Annotated in this window: 9 protein-coding genes; 2 read left to right on the forward strand and 7 right to left on the reverse strand. The window is 59.5% G+C overall.

The genetic code is table 11. The features are described 5' to 3' along the window. Position 1: 1 nt before the first annotated feature. Positions 2-1,345: a D-alanyl-D-alanine carboxypeptidase/D-alanyl-D-alanine-endopeptidase gene (locus H2O65_RS09485; RefSeq protein ID WP_182141460.1), complete on the reverse strand. Its 1,344-nt coding sequence runs from the start codon at positions 1,343-1,345 to the stop codon at positions 2-4. A gap of 134 nt (positions 1,346-1,479) precedes the next feature. Between H2O65_RS09485 and H2O65_RS09490 the strand changes: the two genes are divergently transcribed. Continuing rightward, positions 1,480-1,980, forward strand: a complete 501-nt coding sequence (locus H2O65_RS09490) for an inorganic diphosphatase (RefSeq protein WP_182141461.1) — start codon at positions 1,480-1,482, stop codon at positions 1,978-1,980. Here H2O65_RS09490 and H2O65_RS09495 read toward each other — a convergent pair whose 3' ends face one another. Beyond that, positions 1,981-3,288 carry a C40 family peptidase gene (locus H2O65_RS09495; RefSeq protein WP_182141462.1) on the reverse strand — a complete coding sequence of 436 codons (1,308 nt, stop codon included), beginning with the start codon at positions 3,286-3,288 and terminating at the stop codon, positions 1,981-1,983. A 154-nt stretch (positions 3,289-3,442) separates the two neighbouring features. On the opposite strand from H2O65_RS09495, the gene H2O65_RS09500 reads away from it, so the two are divergent. Beyond that, positions 3,443-4,771 (forward strand): alpha/beta hydrolase, encoded by a 1,329-nt coding sequence (locus H2O65_RS09500; RefSeq protein ID WP_182141463.1) that lies wholly within the window; start codon positions 3,443-3,445, stop codon positions 4,769-4,771. On the opposite strand, the gene H2O65_RS09505 is transcribed toward H2O65_RS09500, so the two are convergent. The 5 genes from H2O65_RS09505 to ppdK form a co-directional block, all read right to left on the reverse strand. Further along, positions 4,755-5,984: a hypothetical protein gene (locus H2O65_RS09505; protein ID WP_182141464.1), complete on the reverse strand. Its 1,230-nt coding sequence runs from the start codon at positions 5,982-5,984 to the stop codon at positions 4,755-4,757. The two genes, H2O65_RS09500 and H2O65_RS09505, sit on opposite strands and share 17 nt — an antisense overlap. A 39-nt stretch (positions 5,985-6,023) precedes the next feature. Beyond that, a complete protein-coding gene (locus tag H2O65_RS09510; RefSeq protein WP_182141465.1) occupies positions 6,024-6,305 on the reverse strand; it encodes a hypothetical protein in 282 nt (93 codons plus the stop codon). A gap of 10 nt (positions 6,306-6,315) precedes the next feature. Continuing rightward, the gene (gene feoB / locus H2O65_RS09515) at positions 6,316-8,334 is read right to left on the reverse strand and encodes a ferrous iron transport protein B (protein WP_182141466.1); all 2,019 of its coding nucleotides are present in this window, start codon (positions 8,332-8,334) and stop codon (positions 6,316-6,318) included. Then, entirely contained in the window at positions 8,331-8,555 is a 225-nt protein-coding gene (locus tag H2O65_RS09520) for a FeoA family protein (RefSeq protein WP_182141467.1), read from the reverse strand. The genes feoB and H2O65_RS09520 overlap by 4 nt, the downstream gene beginning before the upstream one ends. 485 nt (positions 8,556-9,040) lie before the next feature. Further along, on the reverse strand, positions 9,041-11,740 hold the full coding sequence (gene ppdK, locus H2O65_RS09525; RefSeq protein WP_182141468.1) for a pyruvate, phosphate dikinase: 2,700 nt from the start codon (positions 11,738-11,740) through the stop codon (positions 9,041-9,043). Between the last annotated feature and the right edge of the window lie 180 nt (positions 11,741-11,920).

Genomic DNA, 11,920 nt, shown 5'->3' on the forward strand with positions numbered 1-11,920 from the left:
TCTAACTATCAGCCAGTGCCGTAACGAAGGCGTCCAATGTGGGTCGATACCATCCAGCACCATCATCCGGAACATCATCTGCGCCCACTGCAAAAATGAGCGTCTGTCCTGATTGGTTCGTGACCACCCCTGCCAGAGTTGCCACCGCACCCAAAGAGCCGGTCTTCGCAGCGACATTCCCTGAGGCGCTGCCCGTGTCGAAGCGATCCGTGAGAGTACCCGTGAATCCCCCGACGGGGAAGAATCGTGTCAATGATCCGGAGGCGACAGTTGGTGACGCTGACGAGAGAATCGTGTCTGTGAGTGTTTGAGGGGCCACCTTCGTCCTTGAATCCAATCCGGAGCAGTCGTAGGGGGTAAAGCCCTCCGTTGAGATTCGTTGCTCATCCAAGTAGCGCGAGAGTGCTCGCGTGGACTCCGCTAATGTTGCGGACGCTCCCAAGTAGGAGCTCGCAGCCAGGTGACAGTACTGCTCTGCGAGCGTGTTGTCTGATGTTGTCGCCATGAAATCAATCTGGTCGAGGACGGTTGCAGAGTGAACGGTAGCGACCTCGGACGCGTCTGCAGGCGGCTGACCGGGGGTGATGGTTTGTACCGTGATTCCACGACTCCTCAGGGATTCTGCGAATGCGTCAGCTACCTGCGCAGCGGAGTCCTCGACGAACTGCCAAGCACCGGGGGAGGTGCGCCCCGTGTCAATGGCGAAGGCTCCCACATCTCCGCCAAAGTCGGTGACTTCCTGTTCCTCCCATCCGGGTGGTCGCAGGGGGCCGTCAAACAGCTGGTTTTGGTAGGTAAGGGTCACCGTGGTCACACCGTCAGCGCTCAGGGCGTCAGCAGTATCTTGTGCGAGGTCGGCTAGGCCGGCATGCCCGACAACAGCGTCGGGATTGCCCGTCCCGGCTGAGAGCAAGAGGTCACCCTCGCCCCAGAGGTAAAGGGCACCGCCAGTCCGGGATACTCCTGTCGTGAGGACCGTGTCAGGGCGGAGGACGGAGAGCGCGAAGTATGAGGTCAACACTTTCATCGTGGACGCGGGTGTGTGAGCAGTAGAGTCATTGGCAGCGAAAACGACAGCGCCCGTGTCGGCATCCACCACGCGGACCCACGGTGTCCACTTACCCGTTTGCGCCACTTCTGAAAAACTCGCCCAGGCCGCCTCAATCGCCGCCAGGTCAAGCGATTTGGCCGCAGACTCCCCGCTTTGGACAGCGTCGCCCTCGACCACCGCGGTGGGAATAGCAGGTGGAGGCAGAGGAGACCCGAAGCCTGGAGTTGAGAGGATTGGAGCCCAACGCGCAAGGCCAAAAACAATGAAAACCAACAGGATGACCAAAATGGTCACGGTTGCGCCTACAATTACGGGGAATGCACGGCGACGCATTTCACCTCCCACTGACGACTGACCGGGTGACCGTTTCACCCTAGTTCACCACGGAGGGGTAGCAGCGTCGGAACACACGCTATGAAAGGTCAACAATGGAGTTCGATGTAACGGTCGAGATCCCCAAGGGGAACCGCAACAAGTACGAGATTGATCATGAAACGGGCCGAATCCGCCTTGACCGCCTCTTGTTTACCTCCACGCGCTACCCCGATGACTACGGGTTTATTGATGACACGCTGGGCGAAGACGGAGATCCTTTGGATGCCTTGGTGCTGCTTGAGGAGCCAACATTCCCCGGGTGTGTAATTCGGTGTCGTGCTCTTGGCATGTTCCGCATGAAGGATGAAATGGGCGGCGACGACAAGGTGCTCTGCGTGCCGGCCGGAGATCACCGTGCAGCGTGGCGCACTGAGATCGAGGACGTGTCGGAGTTCCACCGCCTCGAGATTCAACACTTCTTTGAGGTTTACAAAGACCTTGAGCCCGGAAAATCAGTTGAGGGCGCACACTGGGTTGGACGCGCCGACGCTGAGATCGAAATCAAGCGTTCATTTGAACGACTCAAGAGAGCTGAAGCGAAGGGCTCTCACTGATCAGACGCGCACCGCGTAAGGCATGATGCTACCGACACTGAAGAGAGAATCGGTTCGCACCACACTCCCCGGAACGGGAGCGTGAAGGATCTGTCCACCGCCAATGTAGAAGGCAACATGATAGATGCCACTCGAGCTGCCGTTGGAAGACCAAAAGATCAGGTCGCCGGCCTGCGCTTGCGAGAATGGCACTTGAGTTCCACCGAAGTACTGCGCGGATGAGACTCGCGGCACAGATTTCCCGACCTGGGCGAAAGACCACTTGACTAACCCCGAGCAGTCGTAAGCGTTGGGTCCTGCTGCACCCCAAACATAGGGTTTACCGACCTGTGAACGCGCGTAGCTCAGAGCACTCGACGATGTGCCACTTGAAGGCGGTGGGGTCGGTGTAGGTGTAGGTGTTGGCGCTGGAGTCGGTGTTGGCGTCGGTGTCGGTGTCGGAGTTGGCGCTGGAGTCGGCGCGGGTGTTGGGTTCGAAGGAGCTGGAGTTGGAGTCGGCGCTGTGTTCTGGGCCAACAAGCGGTCAAGAGCCTCTTGCTCACGCTGCGCCTCTGCCGCAGCAATGCGCTCACGTTCAAGTTCGACGGAAGTCTGCCGCTTCACAGCCAGCTCCTCGAGCATGGCGGTACGAGTGCGTTCCGCTTCTGCCACAATCTGGCTTGCCGATTCTGCGGCGGCGGCGGCCTCTTCAGCCTTCTCCGCTACTTCTACGTAGGCTTCTTCCTGCGCTGCTTTGGCCTTCTGCGCCGCTGTCTCCATGAGATCTGCAACCTGACGCAGTGCGGCAACCTGTTGCATCTGGTTATCTGCTGCCAGCCCGAAAGAAGAAACCGTGTTGCGACGTTGCTCTAGGTTGGCGAGGCCGTCCGCTTCCAGATAGGGAGCAAGCGCATCCAGGGAACCAGTGCCTCCCCTATACGCGACTTGCGCAACGCTTGCGAAGTCTTTCAAACCCACTTCATAAGCTTCGAGGGCCTTGGATGCTTCTGCCGTGGCAGTCTTTGCCGCCTCTTTGGCCTCATCCAAACGAACCTGAGCCTGGTTTGCAGCTTCACCTGCGGTGGCTGCGGCAACGTTGGCGTCGGCGGCGGCTTGGGATGCTGCAGAAAGCTGAATCTCCAGTTGGGCTACTGACATTTCCGCGTAGGCGACCTCTTGGCGCGCGTTGTTGACATCCTCCTGAGAGGGAGCAGCCAAAGCCGCCTGTCCACCGAGTATCGCTCCGAACCCCAGCGCCATTGTCGCCAGAAGTCCCGCGGTCCTCTTAGTTGTACTTCCACGCTTCTTTGCCGTAGTTGACTGTGTCAACGTGACCACCCTTGAACTAAAACTTTGCGTCATTACCGAACTGTCACAACCTCAACATCCGCAACACTAGCAACAATTGCATCAGGTGTACCAGGGTTTGAATCTGTTGCTCTAATCTCTAGAGGCCAAGCGGAGGCTAATCTAGGCTGGTGAGATGCACAATAGGCCGAATCACCCACACGCAGGAACCAGATCCAGCCGAAACGCGAAACCTGGTTCTGACTCAAACCTCTCAGCCCTACACATAGCCGAGCAGGGTTCGATAGAGGATATCGGCCTCCTGGACGAGGCAACATTTTTGGCCGCAGAGGCACGCCTCCCCGATGTGGACGAGGGCGGAAGCGCCAACGTCCTCGCCCCCTGGGGAAAGAGTGGGCCACCCCGACCAGGAACCTGGGCCACCGACATTCTGGGAGAAGACTTTGAAGCGCGCACCCTACCTTTGGGTGAGGACGACGAGGGGCAAGTGGTCGCCACACTGGTTCGGAGGCGCACCCTCCAGTCTCAAGACCACAGGAGCCGAAAGAACAGTCTTCTGCGCTGGGCGAAGACTCTAGGACGCAGTCCGCGCACCAACGCGCCAAAGTTCGCCGTCCTCTACATCCACGGCAGGAACGACTACTTTTTCCATACTGAAGCCGCACGCACGCTCAGCGAAATGGGGGGCGTCTTCTACGCCGTTGACCTCCGGAAGTTCGGACGTTCACTGCGCCCTTGGCAAACAATTGGCTACTCAGCTGACCTGGGCGACTACGACCGCGATATCGAAGCTGCAATTGCTCTGATTCGGGATGACCACCCCGACCTCCCTCTCTACATCTTCGCTCACTCGACCGGAGGCCTGATTGCCACCCTATGGGCATGGCGCAACCCGGGGGTCCTGGCCGGACTAATCCTCAACTCAGCGTGGCTCGAACTTCAGATACACACCAACATGCGGGGTGCCATCCACCAGGTTGCCAAGAGGTTGGCGGCAGTCCGCCCTCGTGCAGCAATAATCGGCAAATCCAAGAGTGACACGTACTTCCGCTCACTCTCGGAGGGGTGGGATGCCAGCGGCCTCCAAGTACCTGCGTACTTCCAAGAGCTGACCAGCGACCCAGCGAAGGTCGGCTGGAACGTGCGTCCGGAATGGAAAGTGCCGCTTTCCTATCCGGCTCCGGCAGCTTGGCTCGCAACCATCCTCGATGGTCACGAACTAGTCGAGGAGCAAGTTCACCTCGACTGCCCGGTACTTGCCATGGCCTCCACCCGCTCGACAACCGAGGAAGACTGGTCAGAAGCAATGTTCAACAGCGACGTCGTCTTGGATGCCGACCTGATCACCGAACGTGCAGCGGACCTGTCCGACTCGGTAACCATTGCCAGATTCCCAGGGAAACACGACCTGCTCCTGTCCGACCCCCCAGTTCGAGCCGACATTTACGCCACCATCAAGCGGTGGCTCACCTACGTCTCAGAAAGCTCTACTGAGACTGATTAACCTCATCGATCGATTCCCCCAGCGACGGCCCCCTGTCATCGCTCAGGTGCCAGGCAGTCCACCCGTCCTCGCCATAGAAACCACAAGCGCGCAACGCCAATGAGGGATCACTGAATGCGCCTGCGGGAACTACGATCTGCCCTTCCAGAGAGAGCAGAGCTCCAGTAGGCGTCCGCGCCGCGGGCTGCAGCGAAAGGGTCACATCCGAACCGAGCATGCGCGCAAGCGCACGCAAACCAGCGGCATCGCGGCCAACGGCTACAACCCCGGCGTTATGCCGAACATGCTCACGACGCGACCTACGCGTCGGCATCGGACTCACAGTTTCAAAGACAACTTCTTCACGCTTCTCGCGGCGCGACCATCTGCTAGCCCGCGATGGGAATCCCGCCGCCGAAGCTCCCTTAGTGGAAGGTCGCTCCTGCACAACCGGGACAGAAGGCGATTGGGTGCTGCGGCGGGGCGCAGCAGTCTCACCCTGTGTCTGGGGCCTGGCTGAGCTCGAGCCCTGGCGCACCGAGGGATGCCGACGACGGCGTTCCAGCACGTCAGGAGTGGAATCGCCCTCGGACACATCCGTACGTCGGGTTTTTCGCGAAGTTGCCGCCAGGGCGGGGACAGGATTAGCGCTCTCCACAACCGGGGTGAAACGGTGGTTGTAAAGGCGCTGACCCACCGGGTCAACCTCAAGGAAGGCCCGCCCATTAGTTGTCTCACGGAGTGACATTTCATGGACCTCAACCCCGGAGGACGACAGTACGTCCAAGGCGGGACGCACGTCCGGTGCGATCTTGGCTGCTACAAGGATCATCCGGGGACCATTGGGCGGTGAAGTCGGCATCGACTCCCGGAATCGAGCCCACCCCTCCTTGAAACCTTCGATGCCTCTGGGATAGTGGTGCGCCAAGTCAGTCCATGACATTGCTGCAGAATCAGCCAGCCGGGACAGAGCATTGATGAGCCCGTCCGCGTCCAAGAGCTCAACCACTTCCACTGCGACAACCTGCCCGGCCGCATCCAGCGCGGTCAAGCGTGGAGCATCATCATTCGAGCCTGTACCGCCCTCCCAAGCAATGGGGAACAGTGGCCTAGAAACAATCTCTAAGACCTGCGACCGAACCGCCTGGAGAACGTCCGCAGTGAACCCATCGGGAACTTCACGCCCGAATTGTGCGGGGACTAGCCGACCGTTCTCTAGCTCAAAAAGCGCCATGGTAAACCCCTAAAGCAATTTGGTTGTCGCCCTATTGTGTCACGCTGACCGCGGACGTAGGGGAACAAGGGGGCAACCCGCACAGTGAAGTGCAATCTCGGGCGATTTGCCCCCACCGCACGCACCCAGACCTGATGCACACAGGGACTCAGCGGGCATCAGTCTGCCTCGCCTGCTCAGGTCATCCACGATTATTTCGACGAGGACGGGGCTGAGGTTCTCAGCGGATGCAATCGCTGCCACAGTGCTCCCGCGGCGCAAATGTGCCTGGACACGACTCGCAACACCGAGCCTTTCGCCGCCCACCTCTGCTGGCCTCACGGGGCGGACCTCACAGGAAGAGGCTTCCGATTTGGAAGAAGCCAACCGCAAGAAGCCATGCCACAACCAACTGAACGGCAACTGCAGCCGTGGTGAGGCGCCCTCCAATTTGGCGAACCTGCTCTGCGACTGTCGCCAGACACGGAGTGTACGTGAGGACGAAAATCAGGAATGCCAATGCTCCAAGTGGCGCCGCGTCCCCCGCAGCTTCGCGGAAGGAATCCTGCACGAGGGCGGGCAAACTACCCAGGTCGGCCCCTCCGTCCTCGGCGTCTCCAGCGGCGGCCTCGTCCAGATTGTAGGAGACCACGATGGAGGAAATGACGGTTTCCTTCGCAACAAAGCCGGTCATTAACGCGCCGGTCATGTGCCACTCTCCGAAACCCGCCGGCTGGAAGATAGGCACCAGCATTTGCGCTGTCGCGCCGTATGCAGAGTCCTCCATGGGAAGCTCCGGGTCCGCAAACCCATAGCCCGTGGTCGTTGGAATTGATGCCAGCACCCAAACCACCAGCGTCATTGCAACAATGATCTTGCCGGCACCCTTCACGAAAGACCAGGACCGCAGCCAGGTCTTGTAAATTGTGGAGAGGATCCTGGGAACTCCGTACGGAGGAAGCACCAGCATCAGGGGCGCTTGTGTTTCGTTCTTCGTGAAGAACGGTCGCAAGACCAGCGCGCCCAGGACCACCATGATGATTGAGAGCATGTAAAGCCCGAAAACCACGGTTCCCGTGTGGTTTGGGAAAAAGATCCGCGCAATCATCAGGTAAATGGTCAGCCGCGCAGCGCAAGAGGTGTAGGGCGTGATCAGCACAGTGACGATACGCTGACGATTGTTCGGAAGCGTCCGCACCGCCGCCAGAGAGGGGAGGTTACATCCAAAACCCATGATCAGAGGCATGATGACACGGCCATCCAAACCAATCTTGCGCATCAGCCTGTCCCCAAGGAATGCAGCCCGAGCCATGTAGCCCGAGTCCTCCAACAGGGAAATCATCAAGAAGATCACGAACATCAGCGGCACGAATGAGGCGACGACACCGAGGCCAGTCAGTACACCTCCGACTAAGAAACCTTGCACCCACGTGTCCTGCCAACCCGCAAGAGCCAGTAGGGAGTTGGCGAGGTTCGCGACAGAGATGGCGCCAGGAGCGTCGGAGGTGAAGAATCCGTCGAACAGGTCCATGACCGGTCCGATCCATTCACCCGCCACCTTGAAAAGCAGCCACATCAGGGCAATGAAGACGGGGATTCCCAGCCAGGGGTTCAGTAGGACGCGGTCGATGCGGTCCGAGCGTGACATCTTCGCCGAGTCTGTCTCAGCGCGACCCAACTTGGCTTCAGTCTTTTCCACCCAATCGAAGAGTTCCTCGACGCTTTCTCCGGGTTCGTGCGGATTGGGTTCGATTCCTCTTAGATAGGGGCGCAGAGCCAATCCGCGTGCCAGGAAGTCCTCCGCAGTAACCTTTGCCTTGTGCTCGCGCGGATCGATGGCCAGAACTGGGATGCCCAAGACATTGGCGAGGGCGTCCGTGTCTGTCCTCTCGCCCTCGGACTCAGCAATGTCATCAAGGGTGACGAGGGCGACCATCGGCCGACCCATCCGCGCCACTTGGGCGAGCAGATAGAGAGATCGCGTCAGGGCTGTTGCATCGAGAACGCAAACGACTAGGTCGACATCTCGACCCGAGGACGGGTCTGTGAAGGACCCCTGTGCGCCGGCGAGAGTGTCCACGACAACCTGCTCGTCAGGTGACTGGGCAACAAGAGAATAGGTGCCGGGCATGTCAACCACACGGGCACTGGTTCGCGCAGAGCGACCCACTGCAACTTCAACAGTCGTGCCCGGCGCGTTCACCACTGCCTGCCGTGCGCCGGTGATCAGATTGAAGACCGTTGACTTGCCGACGTTCGGGTTGCCAACCAAGAGGATCGTGGGCTCAACATGCGCTCCGCCTTTAGCAGTGCACTCTTGAACGGCGGTGCCCCCTGTAGCAGAGGACGGACCGCAATGCGGGCAGCTCATTGTATGGCAGCGACCGAAATCTGCTGCAGGCTGCGGTGGTCCACAGCGATACGCGTTCCGGCAATGTTGAGGACGCGCCCACCAAACGCGGCCTTGTTCACCACGGAGAACTTGGCGCCGACTCGGACGCCCAGCTCTTGCAGGCGAAGGTCGAATCTCCCGTCAACACTGACGTCAACAATTTGCGCCCGGGTATGTAGGGGGCACTTGGCAAGCTTCATAAGTTAAATGGTAAGGCTTACCTAACCCCAAAAGCCATCTTTTCGCGCGGGATGCGTTGCGTAAATGGATGGTTTGCTCACAGCCTGGGACCCTGGTCCTACACGGGGACCCTAACCTTCGTCCCACACCCAGCCCCTAGCACCCCCGCATTCACCTTTCGCCGCGCCAACCGCAGCCCCGGCCAGGGGTCATCCGCCCGTCCAGGGGTTACCCGCACAGCCAGACTCCGAAATGTATATGGCGGGGCGAAATGATCGCGTCGGGTACCTACCCCAGACGCACATTTGGTCCCGTCATATACATTTCGCGAGGGGGGCGCCGGTGGGCGGGTCAAACCGCGCAGCCGGCCTGGCCGGAACCGCCGACGCTGCGAGCAGGCGGTCGACGCGGGAATGTTGCCGGCTTAGGCATAGAAAGGGTCGGGCACCCCAGTTTTCACCCGAATGCCCGACCCATTTCTAGCGACTAAACCTGCCTGTGAGAACTAGCCCTGCATTACTGCAGCGCGACCCGCCTCAAGACGAGCCACCGGCACGCGGAACGGCGAGCACGACACGTAGTCAAGGCCGACCTTGTTGAAGAAGTGAATCGATGCCGGATCGCCACCGTGTTCACCACAGACACCCAACTTGAGGTCGGGCTTCGTGCTGCGGCCGCGTGCCACACCGATCTCAACAACCCGACCAACGCCATTGATGTCTATGGTTTCAAACGGAGAGACACCGAACACGCCAGCTTCGATGTACTCATCGAAGAACGCGCCCTCGACGTCATCGCGGGAGAAGCCCCACACCGTCTGCGTCAGGTCGTTCGTACCAAAGGAGAAGAAGTCCGCTTCGCGGGCCAGGTCCTGGGCCGTGACTGCGGCGCGTGGCAACTCAACCATGCAGCCAACCGGGATGCTTAGCTCGACGCCCGCAGCCTTCTCAACCGCCTCAATCTCAGGCTCAAGGAAGGAGCGCACCAACTGCTGCTCGCGGATCGATGCAACCAGAGGCACCATAATCTCCGGACGGGGATCCAACCCCTCTGCCTTCAGCTCCGCGGTTGCCTCAGCAATCGCGCGGGCCTGCAGCTTGAACAGACCCGGCAGGTACAGACCAAGGCGAACGCCGCGCAAGCCCAGCATCGGGTTGGCTTCATGGAGACGACGAACCTCAGTGAGCAGGCGTTCATCCTCAGCGGAGACTTCTTCACCCAGTGCCTTAGCAACTGCCGACTTCACTTCAAGTGTGGTGAGATCTGGAAGGAACTCGTGCAATGGCGGGTCGATCAGACGGATCGTCATCGGCTTGCCGTCAAGGGTGCGGAGCATCTCGAGGAAGTCGCCCTTCTGCAACACCTCAAGGGCATCGAATGCTTCCTGCTGGTCGACTGAGCCGGCCTCAGAAAGAATGACGCGCTCGACAAGCGGACGACGGTCACCGAGGAACATGTGCTCGGTACGGCACAGGCCAATCCCCTGAGCACCAAAGTCAATCGCATTGGTGGCATCCAACGGGTTGTCAGCATTGGCGCGAACCTGCAGGCGACGCACGGAATCCGCGTGAGTGAGGATGCGGTCAACCGACTCAATCAGTTCACGGGTCCCCTCATCGTCACCAGCGGCCTCCAAGCCAGCCTCAAGACCGTCATGCAGGTAGGTGGTAACAGCCGAATCCTCGACCTCAACAGCTCCGAGGAAGACCTCGCCAGTTGAACCATCAATGGTGATGATGTCATCCGTGGTGAGGACGTAGTCGCCAACCTTCAGGGTTCCTTCTGCGTCATTGATGAGCAGTTCGTCAGCACCCACAACACAGGTTGTGCCCATGCCACGCGCAACAACAGCAGCGTGCGAGGTCTTACCACCACGCGCCGTCAGCACGCCCTCGGCCGCAACCATGCCTGGAAGGTCTTCCGGGTTGGTTTCACGACGCACCAGAACACACTTCACGCCCTCGGCTGCAAAAGCCTCTGCCTGGGCGTTGTTGAAGGCAATACGACCACCAGCAGCCCCTGGTGACGCAGCCATACCCTTGGCAATCCGCACCTTCTCAGCCTTAGCCGAAATCTGCGGGAACATCAGGTTCGTCAACTGCTCACCGGTAACGCGCTCCAGCGCCTCATCACGGGTAATCAGCTTCTCATCAACCAACTGGGTCGCAACGCGGAACGCAGCGGCGGCCGTACGCTTACCGACGCGAGTCTGCAACATCCACAGCTTGCCCTGTTGGATCGTGAACTCAATGTCGCACAGGTCCTGGTAGTGCGTCTCAAGCTTGCGCATGGTCGCGCGTAGTTCCTTGTAAGCAGCGGGATCCTGGGTCTCCAGCTCAGCCAGCGGCTCGGTGTTGCGAATACCCGCAACAACGTCCTCGCCCTGGGCATTCATCAGGTAGTCGCCGTACACACCGGAGTGCCCGGTGGAGGGGTCGCGCGTGAAGCAGACACCCGTGCCTGAGGTATCGCCAAGGTTGCCAAACACCATGGTCTGAACGTTGACGGCGGTACCCAGATCCTCAGGAATACGCTCACGACGACGGTAGATCTTGGCGCGCTCGGTATTCCAAGAACGGAACACAGCTTCGATTGCCATGTCCATCTGATCGCGCGGATCCTGTGGGAACTGCTTACCCGTCTCCCGCTCGACGATTTCCTTGTACGTTGCGACCAGGGTCTTCCAATCCTGCGCACCCAGTTCCGTATCCGCTGTAACACCGCGGTCTTCCTTGAGTTGCTCGAGGGCGTCACCGAAGAGGTCACCATCAATGTCGAGGACGGTCTTACCGAACATCTGGATGAGGCGACGGTAGGAATCCCACGCAAAACGCTCATCGGCGTCCTTCGCCAGTCCCTCTACCGACTCATCGTTGAGGCCGATGTTGAGGACGGTTTCCATCATGCCGGGCATGGAGAACTTTGCGCCGGAACGAACCGAAACAAGTAGTGGGTGAGTGGAGTCGCCAAGCTCCCGACCCATAGTCTCTTCAACTTTGCGAAGTTCCTTCGTTACCTCGGTTGAGAGCTCTTCCGGAACGTATCCGGACTCAAGGTAAACGCGGCAAGCTTCGGTAGTAATTGTGAATCCGGGGGGAACCGGAAGTCCCAGGCGAGTCATTTCGGCGAGGTTAGCGCCCTTTCCGCCCAGGAGATCCTTCTGATCCTTGTCACCCTGGGAGAAATCGTAAACATATTTGACCATTTATCGATCAAGCCTCCGTGCTAGTTCGTCAGCGTCTACATGGACGCCGGATCGTCAGCGCCATCGCGACGCACGAGCCCAAGTTTAGCAACCAAACGGAGTGAAACATCGGGCTGTATTGTGGCGCGGGCCTCTATGTGAGGGACTTTCGCCCCGCGCATAAAGGCCCGCGTAGTACCA

Source organism: Schaalia sp. JY-X169, from assembly GCF_014069575.1.
Classification (GTDB): Bacteria; Actinomycetota; Actinomycetes; order Actinomycetales; family Actinomycetaceae; genus Scrofimicrobium.

What these genes read in the sequence shown, in the direction of transcription:
- H2O65_RS09490 (WP_182141461.1), top strand. Translation starts at nt 1,480, where the DNA reads ATGGAGTTCGATGTAACGGTCGAGATCCCCAAGGGGAACCGCAACAAG.
- H2O65_RS09500 (WP_182141463.1), top strand. Translation starts at nt 3,443, where the DNA reads ATGCACAATAGGCCGAATCACCCACACGCAGGAACCAGATCCAGCCGA.
- H2O65_RS09505 (WP_182141464.1), bottom strand. Translation starts at nt 5,984, where the DNA reads ATGGCGCTTTTTGAGCTAGAGAACGGTCGGCTAGTCCCCGCACAATTC.
- feoB (WP_182141466.1), bottom strand. Translation starts at nt 8,334, where the DNA reads ATGAGCTGCCCGCATTGCGGTCCGTCCTCTGCTACAGGGGGCACCGCC.
- H2O65_RS09520 (WP_182141467.1), bottom strand. Translation starts at nt 8,555, where the DNA reads ATGAAGCTTGCCAAGTGCCCCCTACATACCCGGGCGCAAATTGTTGAC.
- ppdK (WP_182141468.1), bottom strand. Translation starts at nt 11,740, where the DNA reads ATGGTCAAATATGTTTACGATTTCTCCCAGGGTGACAAGGATCAGAAG.